15 protein-coding genes are annotated in these 15,529 nt (G+C 71.9%); 5 read left to right on the top strand and 10 right to left on the bottom strand.

What is annotated here, in order from left to right:
• Positions 1 to 8: 8 nt before the first annotated feature.
• Entirely contained in the window at positions 9 to 917 is a 909-nt protein-coding gene (locus tag ACFUN8_RS07120) for an aldo/keto reductase (protein WP_383632693.1), read from the bottom strand.
• Between the two features lie 82 nt (positions 918 to 999).
• Between ACFUN8_RS07120 and ACFUN8_RS07125 the strand changes: the two genes are divergently transcribed.
• Together ACFUN8_RS07125 and ACFUN8_RS07130 are read left to right on the top strand one after the other, a co-directional pair.
• Positions 1,000 to 1,989 carry a DUF5937 family protein gene (locus ACFUN8_RS07125; RefSeq protein WP_383632817.1) on the top strand — a complete coding sequence of 330 codons (990 nt, stop codon included), beginning with the start codon at positions 1,000 to 1,002 and terminating at the stop codon, positions 1,987 to 1,989.
• A 77-nt stretch (positions 1,990 to 2,066) separates the two neighbouring features.
• Complete coding sequence (locus ACFUN8_RS07130) at positions 2,067 to 2,477, top strand: PPOX class F420-dependent oxidoreductase (RefSeq protein WP_383632696.1); 411 nt, start codon at positions 2,067 to 2,069, stop codon at positions 2,475 to 2,477.
• 96 nt (positions 2,478 to 2,573) lie between these two features.
• Here the strand turns inward: ACFUN8_RS07130 and ACFUN8_RS07135 are convergent, their stop codons facing one another.
• On the bottom strand, positions 2,574 to 3,437 hold the full coding sequence (locus ACFUN8_RS07135) for an alpha/beta fold hydrolase (protein ID WP_383632699.1): 864 nt from the start codon (positions 3,435 to 3,437) through the stop codon (positions 2,574 to 2,576).
• 778 nt (positions 3,438 to 4,215) lie between these two features.
• On the bottom strand, positions 4,216 to 4,911 hold the full coding sequence (locus ACFUN8_RS07140) for a metal-dependent transcriptional regulator (protein ID WP_354608723.1): 696 nt from the start codon (positions 4,909 to 4,911) through the stop codon (positions 4,216 to 4,218).
• Between the two features lie 254 nt (positions 4,912 to 5,165).
• Here ACFUN8_RS07140 and ACFUN8_RS07145 point away from each other — a divergent pair, with 254 nt between their 5' ends.
• Entirely contained in the window at positions 5,166 to 5,921 is a 756-nt protein-coding gene (locus ACFUN8_RS07145; RefSeq protein ID WP_383632703.1) for an SIS domain-containing protein, read from the top strand.
• Between the two features lie 79 nt (positions 5,922 to 6,000).
• On the opposite strand, the gene ACFUN8_RS07150 is transcribed toward ACFUN8_RS07145, so the two are convergent.
• The gene (locus ACFUN8_RS07150; RefSeq protein WP_383632706.1) at positions 6,001 to 7,506 is read right to left on the bottom strand and encodes a PAS domain-containing protein; all 1,506 of its coding nucleotides are present in this window, start codon (positions 7,504 to 7,506) and stop codon (positions 6,001 to 6,003) included.
• A gap of 380 nt (positions 7,507 to 7,886) precedes the next feature.
• A complete protein-coding gene (gene pdxH, locus ACFUN8_RS07155) occupies positions 7,887 to 8,510 on the bottom strand; it encodes a pyridoxamine 5'-phosphate oxidase (protein ID WP_383632820.1) in 624 nt (207 codons plus the stop codon).
• A 272-nt stretch (positions 8,511 to 8,782) separates the two neighbouring features.
• Between pdxH and ACFUN8_RS07160 the strand changes: the two genes are divergently transcribed.
• Entirely contained in the window at positions 8,783 to 9,883 is a 1,101-nt protein-coding gene (locus ACFUN8_RS07160) for a citrate synthase 2 (protein ID WP_383632709.1), read from the top strand.
• A gap of 39 nt (positions 9,884 to 9,922) precedes the next feature.
• On the opposite strand, the gene ACFUN8_RS07165 is transcribed toward ACFUN8_RS07160, so the two are convergent.
• The 4 genes from ACFUN8_RS07165 to ACFUN8_RS07180 form a co-directional block, all read right to left on the bottom strand.
• Positions 9,923 to 10,300 carry a hypothetical protein gene (locus tag ACFUN8_RS07165; protein ID WP_383632712.1) on the bottom strand — a complete coding sequence of 126 codons (378 nt, stop codon included), beginning with the start codon at positions 10,298 to 10,300 and terminating at the stop codon, positions 9,923 to 9,925.
• An 11-nt stretch (positions 10,301 to 10,311) separates the two neighbouring features.
• Positions 10,312 to 10,899: a TetR/AcrR family transcriptional regulator gene (locus ACFUN8_RS07170; protein WP_383632714.1), complete on the bottom strand. Its 588-nt coding sequence runs from the start codon at positions 10,897 to 10,899 to the stop codon at positions 10,312 to 10,314.
• Positions 10,887 to 11,621, bottom strand: a complete 735-nt coding sequence (locus ACFUN8_RS07175; RefSeq protein ID WP_383632717.1) for an enoyl-CoA hydratase family protein — start codon at positions 11,619 to 11,621, stop codon at positions 10,887 to 10,889. Before ACFUN8_RS07175 ends, ACFUN8_RS07170 begins: the two co-directional genes overlap by 13 nt.
• A 178-nt stretch (positions 11,622 to 11,799) precedes the next feature.
• Entirely contained in the window at positions 11,800 to 12,897 is a 1,098-nt protein-coding gene (locus tag ACFUN8_RS07180) for a serine hydrolase domain-containing protein (RefSeq protein ID WP_383632719.1), read from the bottom strand.
• 344 nt (positions 12,898 to 13,241) lie between these two features.
• Here ACFUN8_RS07180 and ACFUN8_RS07185 point away from each other — a divergent pair, with 344 nt between their 5' ends.
• On the top strand, positions 13,242 to 14,450 hold the full coding sequence (locus tag ACFUN8_RS07185) for a methyltransferase domain-containing protein (RefSeq protein WP_383632722.1): 1,209 nt from the start codon (positions 13,242 to 13,244) through the stop codon (positions 14,448 to 14,450).
• Here the strand turns inward: ACFUN8_RS07185 and ACFUN8_RS07190 are convergent.
• Entirely contained in the window at positions 14,417 to 15,460 is a 1,044-nt protein-coding gene (locus ACFUN8_RS07190) for an aldo/keto reductase (protein WP_383632725.1), read from the bottom strand. The two genes, ACFUN8_RS07185 and ACFUN8_RS07190, sit on opposite strands and share 34 nt — an antisense overlap.
• Between the last annotated feature and the right edge of the window lie 69 nt (positions 15,461 to 15,529).

Genomic DNA, 15,529 nt, shown 5'->3' on the forward strand with positions numbered 1-15,529 from the left:
CGTGTCGATCAGGCCGGATCAGGAAGCGGGCCGAGGGCCGTGAGTTCGTCGTCGGTCAGCCGCAGCGAGCCCGCGGCGACGTTCTGGGCGAGGTGGTCGAGGTCGCCGGTGCCGGGGATGGCCAGGACGTGGGAGCCCTGGTGCAGGGTCCAGGCCAGCCGGATCTGGGCCGCGCTCACACCGTGGGCGCGGGCGGCGGTCCGCACGGCCCGGCTGTCGTCGGTGGTCGCGCCCGCGTCGCGTCCGGTGCCGGCGATGGAGTAGAAGGGCACGAAGGCGATGCCTTGCTCGCCGCAGAGGTCCACGAGCTGCTTCTGCTCGGCCGACGCACCGACGCCGTACATGTTCTGGACGCAGACCACCGGCGCGATCGTCCGGGCCTCGGCGAGGTGGTGGGGGTGGATGTTGGACAGGCCCAGGTGCCGGACGAGTCCGGCCGCGCGCAGATCGGCCAGCGCTCCGAAGCGTTCCGCGATGGAGTCGGTGCCGACGACGCGCAGGTTCACCACGTCGAGGTGGTCGCGGCCGAGCTGGCGCAGGTTCTCCTCGACCTGGCCGCGCAGTTGGCCGGGGCTGGCGTGCGGCAGCCACTGGCCGGCGAGGTCGCGGCCGGGGCCGACCTTGGTGGCGATGACGAGGTCGTCCGGGTAGGGGGCCAGCGCCCGGTTGATCAGTTCGTTGGCCGACCGCAGCCGTGAGAAGTAGAACGCGGCGGTGTCGAGGTGGTTCACCCCCAGCTCGACCGCGCGGCGCAGCACGTCGATCGCCTGGTCCCGGTCGCGCGGGACGGCGTCGGCGGCGAAGGCCGCGCCGCTCTGGGGCAGGCGCATCGTGCCGAAGCCGATCCGGTGGACCGTACGGTCGCCGAGCGTCCAGGTGCCGGATGCCGCCGCTGAGGGGGTCGTCGGTGTGGTCATGGCGTGATGATGTTCGCCCGGCGGACCGGCCTGCCACTGATTAAGGTATGGCTGAATCGAACGCAGCCCCTGGGGAGTGGTGATCTTGGCGGAGCTGGCGTTCTCGGTGGGGGATCTGGCGCGGGTGCGGTTCGCCGTCTCTCCGATGTGGGAGGTCGCGCCCAGCTTGCGGTTGCTGCGGTCCGGCTCCGTGCATCCGGTCCACCGTCCGTGGGTCGACCAGGTACGGCCGCGCCTGCTGGCCGCCGGGCTGGACCGGGGCTGGCTGTCCGAGCTGGTGCCGCCCGCCCGCTATGTCCCCGACTTCCTCAACCCCGCCCCCCTCGTGCCGACTCCCGCGCCGCAGGACGAGTGGGACGCGATCCTGGCCACGCCCGCCGACCGGGTACGCCGGGATCTGGAGCACCTGGCCCGCCACGAGGGCGGTCTCGGCCCCCGGCTGCGGACCTTGCACTCCGACCCGCCGGGGCGCCTGGCCAGGCTCGTCGAAGAGATCGAAACGTACTGGGAGCTGGCACTCGCCCCCTACTGGGCGCGCGTCCGGGCCGTACTGGACGCGGACATCCTCCACCGGGCCCGCATGGTCGCCGAACACGGCGCGGGTCATCTCCTCAATGACCTGCACGCCTCGCTGAGCTGGGACGACGACGTGCTGCGGATCAACGGTCGAAAGCAGCCGATGACGCGTACGAGCGCGGGCGCGGGCCTGCTGCTGATCCCCTCCGCCTTCACCGGGCCGGGCGTGCGCACCCGGACGACGCCGCCCGATCCGCCGCAAGTCGCCTATCCGGCGCGCGGCGTCGGTTCGCTGTGGTCAACCCGGCCCGCCACCCGGACCGGTGCGCTCGCCGCCGTACTCGGCCGCTCGCGGGCCCTGCTGCTCTCCGAGCTGCAAACCCCCGCCTCCACCACGCAGTTGGCCCACCGCACGGGGCTGTCCGCCGCCGGAGTGTCCCAGAATCTCACCGCGCTGAAGGACGCGGGGCTGGTCAGTGCGCACCGCGCCGGCCGCTCCGTTCTCTACGCCCGCACGGCTGCGGGCGAGACTCTGCTCCAGGCCGCCTCCACCTGAGATCCGGTCCCCCGGAAGCGTCTTCGCAGCCGACCGCCGGACCGCCGGACCGTCGGACACGACCTAGACTCCGCGATATGACGATCCCCCTCAGCGACGCCGCCCGGAAGGTCCTCGACGGCCGCAACTTCGCCGTCCTGTGCACGATCAACCCGGACGGCAGCCCGCAGTCCTCGGTGGTGTGGGTCGGGACCGACGGGGACGACCTGGTCGTCTCCTCGGAGGCGGGCCGGCGCAAGGTGACGAACGCGGCGGCCGAGCCGCGCGTCAGCCTCAGCGTGTTCGACCTGGCGGACCCGCAGCGGTACGTGGAGGTACGCGGCACGGCCACCGTCTCCGAGGACATCGGCCGGCGGACGGCCGTCGCGCTCGCGGAGAAGTACGTGGGCCCGGGCGCCGGGGACGAGTACCTGCGGCTGCCGCCCGAGGTCGTACGCGTCACGGTCCGCATCACCCCGGACCGGCTGACGGGCAACTCGGCCGCCTGATCCGGGAGTTCGGGCCGCCGGTACGTCTCCCACGCGCGACGCGACCCGGCCCCGGCCCCGGTCGACGTCCCGCTACGGCCCCGGCTACGGCTACCGCTACGGGGTCAACGCGCCGTCCAGGAACGGCTCTATCGCGGCGCGCCAGGCGTCCGGCTTCGCGTAGTGCACGAGATGGCCGGCGTCGTCCACCTCCGCGTACTGCCCGCGCGGCAGGACCCGCACCATCTCCTGCGCCTCCGCACGGCCCAACTCGCCGTCCAGGCCCCGCACGACCAGCGTGGGGCACCGGACCTGCGCCAGCTCCTCCCAGTGCGCGTCGTGCACCCAGGTCGCGCGGGACGTGAGCATCTGGCGGCGGGAGAAGATCGGCCACCAGCCGTCGGCGCGCTCGGTCATCACCTCGGCGAAGAACTCGCCCCGGCCCGGATTCGGCCGCTCCAGCCACGGGTCGTCCTCGGCGAACCACTTCCGTACGTCGGCGAGCGAGGCGAACGGCAGCGGCCAGGTGCCGAACCAGTCGTCCCACTCGCGCTGCGACGCCGCCCCCAGGGCGGACGCCCGCATGTCGCAGATGATCAGCGCTCCGACCAGGTCGGGGCGCTTCGCCGCGAGCTGCCAGGCGGTGAGCGCGCCCATGGCGTGGCCGACGAGGGTGACGGGCGCGAGGCCCAGTTGCTCGATCGCGGCCTCGGCGTCCGCCACATACGCCTCGCGGGTGTACGGCGCTTCGGGCGGCTTGTCGCTACGGCCGTGGCCCCGCTGGTCGAGCGCCACCGCCCGATGGCGCCCGGCCAGCCAGCGCGCGGTGGACTCCCAGTGCGAGGCGCGGCCCATCAGGCCGTGGAGCAGCAGCACGCCGGGGGTGGGCCCGGCGTCGGTCCGCTCCTTGGGCTGATCCGCGAACTCCCAGGCCGCAAGCCGCAGCCCGTCGAATCCGGTCACATCGATGCGCTGCACCATGTGTCCTGGCACCCCCTTCGGTCCTGAGTGGTCGAGTCCGATGGCACCGGCCCGATTCCGTGCCGTTCGGTCGTGCGGTCGGCCTGTGTTGCTCGTGCGACTCCCTCAGACTATCGAACTCCCGTTCGAAAACTCGCTTCCCGCGCGCAACACCGCTCGTTCGAGTGACCGTGGTCAAGGGTTGGCCGAAGTGCCTGAGGGGAGATCTTCTGCGGGAGGCGGATCACTCGGGGATGAGGGTCCGTGGGGACCGACCCTGGGAGCTCGGGGCTCCGGGTCGGAACAGGGGAGGACAGGCCCCGGCGCCGCACAGCGCCGGGGCCCTTACCGTGCGGGACGGACGGCGCGGCGGGCGGCGAGACGTGCCGGACATCGGACGCGACAGGCGCCCCGGACATCACAGACATCACATGCCTCACAGGCACAGCGACAAGCATCAGGCGCACAGCCCCGCTCCCTCCTCGGCCGCGGGACGAGGTCCGCGACCGCTGCCCTCAGGTCATATGCCCCCGAGCCAGCCTGGCACGCGAATCGCCCGCGCGCTGCCAATCCGCCGGGAATTCGTATTCTCCGTTGTCGAAGGAATACTCTCCGCAGCCACCGGTGGCCATGCCTGAGCGGCCCGAAAGGCCGGATCGGACCGGCTCCCCGGGTCCCGGAACCGCTGTCCGGGACCCCGGGGGGACGTCGGAGAGACGTCGCAGGGACGTCGCAGGGACGTCGGCGCAAGAAGGGCGGCGCGAGGTCGGCGCCTGCTCAGCGCCTGGTCAGCGCGCGGTCAGCGCTTGGCTACGAAGACGTGCGAGGCGACCTCCGAGTCCAGCTCCGCCGCCTCCCCGCTGCTGCCCACGAGCACCCCGCCGACCGGCGACTCCGTCACGCTCACCACCGAGCCGGGCTGCACGCCCGCCCGTCGCAGCGTGTACATCAGCTGGGCGTCGGTCTGGATCGGCTCACCGATCCGCCGCACCACGACGGTCTTGCCCTCGGTGCCCGGGTCCAGATCGGCCAGGCTGACCATGCTCCCGTCGAGGAACGGGTCCGCGATGCTCGTCTCGCCCAGCTCCTCCAGCCCCGGGATCGGATTCCCGTACGGCGACTCCGTCGGGTGCCGCAGCAGCTCCAGGACCCGTCGCTCCACCGCCTCGCTCATCACGTGCTCCCAGCGGCAGGCCTCCGCGTGCACCTGCTCCCACTCCAGGCCGATGACGTCGACCAGCAGACACTCGGCGAGGCGGTGCTTGCGCATCACGCGCGTCGCCAGTCTGCGTCCCTCCTCCGTCAGCTCCAGATGCCGGTCGCCCGCGACCTGCACGAGGCCGTCCCGCTCCATGCGGGCCACGGTCTGGCTGACCGTGGGCCCGCTCTGATCCAGCCGCTCCGCGATCCGGGCGCGCATGGGGACCACACCTTCCTCTTCGAGTTCGAGGATGGTGCGGAGATACATCTCCGTGGTGTCAATCAGTCCGGACATACGTGCCCCTCGATGCTGTGACATGAAAAAACCGTGCGCTGGCCCCTGCTCAATTCTGACGCATCGCACTGACAACCGTGCCGTGCGGGAAGCCGCCGAAGACGAAGCCGTATTGACACGGTAAAGGTCCAGACCGCAACGTGATCCGCGGCACAGGCATTCCCACCCTGTTCCATCCTCGTTCCATCCTCCGTCATACCCTCTGCAACCCCCTGTTCCGCCCTCTTTTCCGCCCCCTACGGAAGGGTCTCTCGATGAGCGAGAGCACACTGGCCGGTCAGTTCTTCGGCGCCGCGATCGGTCTGCTGGAGCGCGTACGCGACGAGGAGGCCGCGAACATCGAAGCGGCCGGTAAGGCGATCGCCGAGGCCGTGGCCTCCGGCGGCCGTGTCTTCGCCTTCGGCGCCGGCCACTCCTCGCTCGCCGCGCAGGACGTCGTCTACCGGGCCGGGGGCCTCGCCCTCATGAACCTTCTCAACGTGCCGGGGGTGACGGGCGTCGACGTGATGCCCGCGACGCTCGGCTCCGCGCTGGAGCGGGTCGACGGTCTCGCGAGCGCCGTGCTGGACTCCAGCCCGGCGAAGTCCGGCGACGTTCTGGTGATCATCTCGCTCTCCGGGCGCAACGCGCTCCCCGTGGAGATGGCGCTGAACGCGCGGGCGCTGGGCCTGAAGGTGATCGGGGTGACATCGGTGGCGTACGCGACGGAGACCAAGTCCCGCCATGTGTCCGGGACTTACCTCAAGGACCACTGCGACATCGTCCTCGACAGCAAGATCGCGGTGGGCGACGCGGAGCTGTCGGCGGACGGCATCGAGGCGCCGTTCGCGCCCGCGTCGACCGTCGTGACGAGCGCGCTGATGCAGGCGATGGTGGCGACGGCGGCGGGCGGCCTGGTGGAGCGCGGCATCGAACCGCCGATGCTGCGGTCGGGGAACGTCGACGGCGGGCACGAGTGGAACGGGCGCCTGATGACGGAGTACGGGGACCGGATCTTCTACCGATTCTGAGCAGGCGCTGAGCCGGCACGGAGCCGACGTCGAGCGGGCACGGAGCGCTTCGCCCGGGGCGTGATCCGAAAAGCGGGCGCTACGCCTCCGGCCCGGGCTCCGACCGAAGCAGGTCCAGTGAGGCCGCCATCCGGGCCGTGACGTCCTCCGCGTACACCGCGTCCGGGCGTTCGAACGACGGACGGCTGGCGCCTCGCAGGAAAGTGACCACGCCCAGGGTCCTGCCCCGGCTCCGCAGCACCGTGCAGAGCGCGTGCACGGAGTCGGGCGGCCACTGGCGGGAGACCGACCAGGTCGGGGTGGTCGAGGCGCCCGAAGGGGCGCTCGCGCGCACCGAGCCCGTGCGGGCCACCGCCTGGAGGGCCGGGTGACCCTCCCGGTACCGCACGGGTATCCCGCCGGCCGACACCGGCAGGCAGGGCCCGACGGAACCGCCGGGCGTCGCCGCCACCCGTACGAGCCGGGTCGGCGGCATGTCGCCGCTCGACGCACCCCCGTGAGAAGCCCCGTACGAAGCCCCGTAAGCCCCGTGGGAATTCACCGCGGCCGGCTCGCCCAGGACCAGATCGATCAGCGCGTGGTCGGCGAAGCCCACGAGCGCGAAGTCCAGACAGACCGTCGCCGCCTCCATCGGGCTCTCGCACTCGGCCGCGGCCCGCCCCGCGCGGTGCAGCTGGCTGGAGCGGAAGCGCAGCTTGTCCGCCTCCTGCGCCGTGAGTTTCGCCTCCGTGACGTCCTGGAACAGCCAGCCGACACCGAGCGGAACCGGTTCCTCCGCGAGCGGGGACGCCAGCCGCAGAAAGCCGCTGCGCCAGCAGCGCCGCCGCTCGCCCCCGTCCGGCGTGCGCAGCGTCACCCACAGCTCGGCGAGCGCCCGCGGCGCGCCCTCGGCCAGTACGTGCTGGAGGGCGCCTTCCAGTTCCTCCACGCCCTGGACGACGGTCTCGCCCAGGGGGCGCCCGAGCAGAGCCGTACGGCCCGAGCCGAGCGCACGCGCGGCGTGCCCGTTCACGACGGTCGGCCGCAGATCCACGTCGACCAGGACCACGCCCCACACCGCGTCGTCGAACAGCGCCTCGCTGAGCGCGATGGACCGCTCCAGATCGATCTGCGCGTGCACCTCGCTGAACGCGCAGTACACCCCGGCGGGCCGGCCGTCCGCACCGCGCACCCCGGCCGACTGGGTCCGTACGAGCACCCGGCTGCCGTCCTTGCGCAGCAGCGCGAACTCGTGCACCAGCCGTCCCGGCACGCCCATCGCCGACATCAGCCGCCCGTGCACCTCGTCGGCGTCGGCGCTGCGCACGGCCCAGCCGGCGAATCCGCGCCGGCCGACGGCCTCGTCGGCGGACCAGCCGAGTATCCGCTCGGCCTCGCGGTTCCAGTGCGTGATGACGCCGTCGGCGTCGAAGGCGCAGAGCGCCGCGTCCATGCCGTCGAGCAGCGCGGCGAGCAGATCGGCTCCGGGGCCGCCCGCCGGGCCGCCCTCGGGGCCCGCCGCCTCGGCCGCACCGGATTCCGGCCCGTCTGATTCCGGCCCGTCGGGGCCGGGCGGGCGAGTGGTCTCACTACGGGAAGCACTCATCCTTGGCACCCCCTGCCGGCTGCTCGGTCACACCTACGAACATTCAACTCGAACGTGACCCAGCACACACCTGGTTCCCGGAAATCGTTGCGCGGAGGAGATCCAAAAATAATCACTTGTGGGCCGCGGAACGGGTTCCTAGGGTGGTGAGCACACTAGAAGGGAGGTGGTTCGGAAGTGATTTCAATCCGGACAAGTGAGGTGGCTGCGGGCTGACGCCCGTCGTCGCACACGTGCGGTGCCGGTGAACCACCGGCCCAATCCAAGCAGTCACCCGACCCGCGTGCTCGCCGGTAAGTCCGGCCGGCTCCTCCTCGGAGGAACCTGAGCACGCGGGTCGTCTGCGTTCCCGCCCGGCGGTGTTACGGATGTGAGCGGCGTTACGGGCAGAGCCTCTCCACCCGCCAGCCCGCGGCCTCCCTCACGTACCGCAGCCGGTCGTGCAGCCGGTTCTCGTGCCCCTGCCAGAACTCGACCGTCTCCGGGACCACCCGGATCCCGCCCCAGTGCGGCGGCACCGGCACCGGCTCGTCGTCCGGGTAGCGGGCGGCCAGTTCCTCGTACCGCCCGAGCAGTTCCGCCCGCGAGCCGACCGGCGCGGACTGGTCGCTCGCCCAGGCGCCGAGCTGGGAGCCGTGCGGGCGGGTGCGGAAGTACGCCGCCGTCTCCGCGCGGCCGACGCGGGACGCCGTACCGGTGACGACGACCTGGAGGCCCAGCGCGTGCCAGGGGAAGAGGAGCCCGACGTACGGGTTGGCCTCGATCTCGCGGCCCTTGCGGGATCCGTAGTTGGTGAAGAAGACGAAGCCCCGCTCGTCGTACCCCTTGAGCAGCACGGTGCGCGACGACGGGCGGCCCTCGGGGGTCGCGGTGGAGACCACCATCGCGTTCGGCTCGTGCAGACCGCCGGCCACCGCGTCCTTGAACCAGCTCGCGAACTGGTCCATGGGCGTGGCGGCGAGATCGGTCTCCAGGAACGCGGCCGCGCGGTACTGCGCGCGCATGACGGACGGATCGGGGTTCTCAGGAGGCGGAGTGTGAGGCACGCGACCATCCTCGCGCACATGCCGGGGCCGCGGCATGGTTGATTCGATGTCCGGGCTGGGCAGGACGGAAAGTAACGGATGACCGATCCGGACCGCGAGTCGTACGAGAACGACCGTGGATCCGGGCCGGCGCCGACAACTTCTGACATCGGACCACGGGCCGTAGGCCGTCAGCCGTCGTCCGGTTCAGCCGTACGCTTCCGCGTCCGTCACACCAGAGGAGCCGCCTGATGTCCGATTTCGTACCCGGACTCGAAGGAGTCGTCGCTTTCGAGACGGAGATCGCCGAACCGGACAAGGAGGGCGGTGCCCTCCGCTACCGGGGCGTCGACATCGAGGATCTCGTCGGCCGCGTGTCCTACGGGAACGTGTGGGGCCTGCTGGTCGACGGCGCGTTCAATCCCGGCCTGCCGGCCGCCGAGCCCTTCCCCATCCCCGTCCACTCCGGCGACATCCGTGTCGACGTGCAGTCGGCGCTCGCGATGCTCGCCCCCGTCTGGGGCCTCAAACCGCTCCTCGACACGGACGAGGCGACGGCGCGCGACGAGCTGGCGCGGGCCGCCGTCATGGCCCTGTCGTACGTGGCGCAGTCGGCGCGCGGCCAGGGCGTGCCGATGGTGCCGCAGAGCGAGATCGACAAGGCGGACTCCGTCGTCGAGCGCTTCATGATCCGCTGGCGCGGTGAGCCCGACCCGCGGCATGTGAAGGCGGTCGACGCGTACTGGACGTCGGCGGCCGAGCACGGCATGAACGCGTCGACGTTCACGGCGCGGGTCATCGCCTCCACCGGCGCGGACGTCGCCGCGGCCCTCTCCGGGGCCGTCGGCGCCATGTCCGGGCCGCTGCACGGCGGCGCCCCGTCGCGTGTCCTCGGCATGATCGAGGAGATCGAGCGGATGGGCGACGCGACGGCGTATGTGAAGCAGGCGCTCGACAAGGGCGAGCGCCTGATGGGCTTCGGCCACCGCGTGTACCGGGCGGAGGACCCGCGCGCCCGCGTGCTGCGGCGTACGGCGAAGGAGCTGGACGCGCCGCGTTACGAGGTCGCCGAGGCGCTGGAGAAGGCGGCGCTGGAGGAGTTGCACGCGCGCCGTCCGGACCGGGTGCTGGCGACGAACGTGGAGTTCTGGGCGGCGATCATGCTGGACTTCGCCGAGGTGCCCGCGAACATGTTCACGTCGATGTTCACGTGCGCGCGTACGGCGGGCTGGTCGGCGCACATCCTGGAGCAGAAGCGGACGGGGCGGCTGGTGCGGCCCTCCGCGCGGTATGTGGGGCCGGGGACGCGGGACCCGCGCGAGATCGAGGGGTACGACGACATCGCGTCCTGACCGCCGTCCGAACGGTGCCGACCAGGTCGCCGGACGGGCTCAGCCCGGGCCCGTCCGGCCCTCGTTCTCGTACGCGTCCGTCACGCAGTCCACGTAGCAGCGGTTGCGCTCGAAGCGCTCGCGCAGCGCGCCCGCCGCCGATTCGCGGGAGACGGCGCCGTGCCCGAAGTGCTCGGCGGCCACGGTCAGTACGTCGTCCACCCGGATGATCGCCGGTTCGTCGTCCGCCGCCGCGTGGCGGGCCGACGCTATCGCCATGTCGGCGGACCGGCGCAGATCACGGGGCAGCCGCCGGTACTTGACGTCCTGCGCGCGCACCCGCAGATACGGCTTGCGCACCTGCCCCTTCCAGATCATCCCGGCGGCCATCAGCACCACACCGACCGCGACGACCACGACCACACCCTCCACCGCCACCACCGCCCTCGTCAGCCCAGCACCGTGTCCAGGATCCTCGCCCACTGCGCCACCACCCTGTCGCGACGCTGGGTGTCGTCCGTCAGCAGCGTGGCCAGGCCGAGGCCGCGCGCCATGTCCAACAGGCCCTGGACCGTCTCGCGTACGCCGGGCACCGACTCGTCCGCGCCCAGGAGTTCGACGGTCATCCGGTGCGCCTCGCGGCCGACGCGGGCTTCGAGTTCGGTGACGCGGGGCCGTAGCTGCTCCTCGTCGGACGCGGCGACCCACAGATGCAGCGCGGCCCGGAACAGCGGCCCGGTGTAGAGCGCGACGACGGCCCCGACCACCTCGCGGCGGCGGGCGGGGCCGGTGGGGGCGAGTTCCCGCAGGGCGGAGGAGCGTTCCTCGGCGACGTACTCGACGGCCGCCGTGAACAGGTCCTCGCGGGTGGGGAAGTGGTGCTGCGCGGCGCCGCGCGACACCCCGGCGCGTTCGGCGACGACGGCGACGGTGGAGCCCGCCCAGCCGTGTTCGGCGAGACAGGCGACGGCCGCCTCCAGGAGACGCCGGCGGGTGGCGCGGCTGCGGTCCTGCTTGGGCGCGGCTAGCGCACCCATGCCGCGTCCCGCCGTTCGAGGAACGCGGACATGCCCTCGCGGGCCTCGGCCGTGGCGAAGAGGGACGCCGAGCGCTGTACGAGATCCTCCGCGTACTGGTCGAAGGTCTCCAACACCGCTGCGCTGAGCAGCTTCTTGGACTCGGCCAGGCCCTGCGGTGAGCCCCGGCGCAGCGCGTCGAGCAGCGGCGCGAGCGCGGTGTCCACGTCGTCGGCGGCCTCGGTGACGAGCCCGTCGGTCACGGCCTCGGCCGCGCCGAAGGTCTCGCCGGTGAGGTAGTGACGGGCGGCGGCGCGCGGTGCCATCCGGGGCAGGAGGGGCATCGAGATGACGGCGGGCGCGACCCCGATCCGTACCTCGGTGAAGGCGAAGTCCGAGTCGCTGGACGCGATCACCATGTCGCACGCCCCGAGCAGCCCCAGCCCCCCGGCCCGGACATGCCCGGTGACCCGGGCCACGACGGGCTTGGGGTGCTCCACGATCTGCCGCAGGAGCGCGACGAAGGTGTACGGATTCGGCGGCTCCTTCAGGTCGGCGCCCGCGCAGAAGGTGGAGCCGGTGTGGCTGAGGACGACGGCCCGTACGGACGGATCCTTGGCGCACCCGGTGAGCGCGTCGGCCAACTCCCGGACGAGCCCGGCCGACAGGGCGTTGCGCTTGGCCGGCACGTCCATGGTCAAGGTGGTGATGCCGCGCTCGTGCGCGGTCGCGACGAGCGTCACGTGGTCTCCGTCTTCCCGGCTTCCTTGCGCGGTCCGGTGTGGCGCGCGAGGGTACAGAGAGTGGCAGCGTGCGCCGAATCAATCAAGCGAGCATGCATGATTCCGGTGGTCGGTCCCGTTGTGCAGCCTGCTCGGCTCGGTCTGCTCGGCTCGGTCTGCTCAGCTCAGTCTGCTCGGCTCAGTCGCAGAAGGCTTCGTCCAGGAGCGCGTGGACGGCGTCGGCCGGGTCGGCGGGGCGGTCGGACGTGAGCCCGACCGTGGCCTGTCGGCGCCCGTCCTCCGTGGAGTACGACCACGCCTGGTACGCCAGGGCGTCACCGTCGTTGCCGTACACACGGACCCCGCAGGTGGTGTCGTACCAGTCCAGCCCGAGCCCGTACGTCGCACCCTCGGCGCCGGGCTTCTTCATCTCCGCCAGCAGGTGGTCCGACACAAGACTCCCGTCGAGCAGCGCGGCGACGAAGCGGTTGAGGTCGCGGGTCGTGGAGATCATCTCGCCGGCCGCGCCGAACAGGGACGGGTTCATCTCCGTGTAGTCCGTGGGGTGCGCCGTACCGCCGGGCTCGACGGGCAGATAGGCGCGGGGACGCGGCAGGGGAACGTGCGGGGACGTCCCCGGCACGGACGTCCCGCGCAACCGCAGCGGCTCGATGACCCGTTGCTCGATCTCCTCGGCGTACGACCGGCCGGTCGCCTTCTCGATGATCCGGCCGAGGAGGAGGTAGCCGGTGTTGGAGTACGAGTAGCGCGACCCCGGCGGGTCGACGGACGGCGGGTTGGCCACCGCGCGCCGCACCAGCTCGTCGGGGGTCCAGGTCCGCCACCGGTTCGCCACGAACTCCTGGCCCGGCGGCATCGGCAGCGTGCTGACGTAGTCGTACACCCCACTGGTGTGGTTGAGCAGTTGCCGCACGGTCATGCCTTCGCCGCCCGGTACGACTCCGGGCAGCCATGACTCGACGGTGTCGTCCAGCCCCAACTCGCCCTCGTCGACGAGCTGCAGAACGACGGTGGCGACGAACGTCTTGCTGATGCTGCCGACCCGGAAGTGGCCTCGGGCGGGCACGGCACGCTCCGTCCCCAGCTCGGCGACCCCGCCGGTCCCGCGCCAGACCCCACGCTCGTCCCGCACCTCCGCCAGCGCCCCGACGGCGCCGACGTCCACGACGTGGTCCAGCCACTCCTGCAACTTGCCGCGGTCCGCGCCGTGTTGGGCAGGCGCGGCGGAGGCGGCGGTGCCCGCCACGATCACCGCGACGGCGGCTGCCGCGCTCACCCACGTCCGTTGCGCACGCTTCATCCCGGCCCCCGTGATCGTTTCGTCCGGCGCGGTCCACGCCGTACGACGAGCCTGCCGGAGGTGCGGGGCGGCCACGAGGGGGCGCGTTGCCGTATCCGGCCGGGGGTTATCCCCACCCCCGGCCGCCAATGCGCCCTGCACGAACCGGGCACGATTCCCTACGGTGGGAAAGCGAACCAATTCATTCTGGAGGCGAGCATGGAAGCGGTAACAACAGCCAAACACCGTAGCCCCATTACCGACGACGGCAACCAGCCCGGCCGACCCATCCCACCGGCGCAGCCAACACCGCCGCCACCTCCCCCGAAGAAGTAGGTGAAGTGGACACACCAGCACGGTCGACGGCTGACCTCACCGAGCAACTCCTTGCCGAGGTAGCCCAATTCATCGGCCCCCTGCCGTCCGCCTTCGACCGCGCGATCCGCGCGGTCCCGAGGCATCTCTTCCTCCCGGCTCTCATCTGGCTGCGCGACGGGAATGGCGGTCACCGACCGTGCGATCGAGGCACGGCCCCGGACGAGTGGCTGAGCGCGACCTATAGCGACGCGCCGTTGGTCACCCAGTTCACGGACGGACTGCCTACGTCGTCCGCGTCCATGCCTTCCATGGTGCTCCGCATGCTCGCTCTGGCGGACCTGGACCGGGAGTCCGCAGGGCGTCGCGTTCTCGAACTGGGCGCGGGCACCGGGTTCAACGCGGCCCTGCTGTGTCACCTCTGCGGCGATCAGGCCGTCACCACCGTCGAGTTGGACCCCACACTCGCGGCGGAGGCGGAGCGGAATCTGAAGGCTGTCGGCCACGCCCCGAAGGTGGTACGCGGCGACGCCGGGGCCGGCTGGTCCGCCGGGGCTCCGTACGAGCGGATCATCGCCACGTTCTCGGTCGATCGGATCCCGTCGGCCTGGCTGGAACAGACAGAACCAGGCGGCCGCATCGTCACCCCGTGGAACTCCGCCTGGTGCGGATACGGCACGCTGGTGCTGACGACGACACCGGACGGCGGCGGCGAAGGCCGGTTCCACGCCTTCGCCTCGTTCATGCCGATGCGGGAGCTTGTCCCGTCGGCTGCCGCGCCCGCCGACGGCGGCGGCCCGCCCGAACCCCGGCAGGTGACGTCCTCGGCCCTGTCGCCGTGGGCCGTCGCCGGAGGGGATCTGAACGCGGAGTTCCACGTCGGCCTCACCGTTCCCGGAGCCTGTTTCGCCTGGGACGCGAGCGGCGAGCACGCTCCCGCACGGCTCGATGTGGCCGACGGCACCGGGCCGTCCTGGGCCACGGTCGACTACGACGGACAGCACGCCGACCGGTTCACCGTCACCCAGGCCGGTCCCCGGCGGCTCTGGGACGAGATCACGGCGGCCCACTCCCGGTGGGAGAGCCTCGGCCGCCCGGGGGTCGACCAGTACGGCCTCACGGTGCATGCGGCAGGGGCCCGGACGGTGTGGGTGGAGGGGGCCGACGGCATCCGCGAACCGGCTTCACCGGAGCGGGACGGTTATTCGCCCGCCGCCGCCCGCTCCCCCGCCTGACGCCGCCGCAGAGCGGGCTCGGTGAGGGCCGGCGGCACGTACGCGACATCGAGCGGGCCGACATCCGCGCCCGGCGGGACGATCGCGTCGATCCGGTCGAGGAGATCGTCGTCGAGTACGGTCGTGGCGCCCGCGAGCAGGTCGTCGAGGTGGGCCATGGTGCGGGGGCCGATGACGGCCGCGGTGACACCGGGGTGGGTGATGGCGAACGCCAGCGCCATGTGGGTCAGCGACAGACCGGCCTGCTCGGCGAGCGGGAGGAGTTGCTCGACGGCGTCCAGTTTGCGCTCGTCGGTCATGTGCCGGGGCACCCAGTGCATGCGTGCGGCGTGTGCGTCGGACGGCCGTCCTTTACGGTGGCGGCCGGTGAGCAGGCCCATGGCCAGCGGGCTCCAGACCAGGGTGCCCATGCCGTAGCGCTCGCAGACCGGCAGCACCTCGCGCTCGATGCCACGGTTGAGGATCGAGTACGGCGGCTGCTCGGTACGGAACCGCTCCAGCCCGCGCCGCTCCGCCGCCCAGTGCGCCTCGACGATCTGCGAGGGCGGCAGGTTGGAACAGCCGATGGAACGGATCTTGCCGCTGCGGACGAGGTCGGTGAGGGCGGAGAGGGTCTCCTCGATGTCCGTCGCCGGGTCGGGGTGGTGGACCTGGTAGAGGTCGATGTGGTCGGTGCCCAGGCGGCGCAGCGAGTGCTCGACCTCCGTGACGATCCAACGCCGCGAGCTGCCCCGGCGGTTGGGGTCCTCGCCCATCGCGCCGTTGACCTTGGTGGCCAGCACGACATCGTCGCGCCGCCCCTTGATGGCCTTGCCCACGATCTCCTCGGACTCGCCGCCGGGCCCGTACACGTCGGCGGTGTCGATGAAGTTGATCCCCGCGTCCAGGGCACGGTGGACCATCCTCACGCATTCACCGTGGTCGGGGTTGCCCGTCGGGCCGAACATCATGGTGCCCAGGCAGTAGGGGCTGACCTGGATTCCGGTCCGCCCCAGCGCGCGCGTCTTCATGAGGGTGTCCTCGTTCTCGCTGTTCTCGCTGTTTTCGATGTCTTCGACCGAGTCGCACTCAGGCGTGCT

The organism is Streptomyces sp. NPDC057307, from assembly GCF_042667665.1.
Lineage (GTDB): Bacteria > Actinomycetota > Actinomycetes > Streptomycetales > Streptomycetaceae > Streptomyces.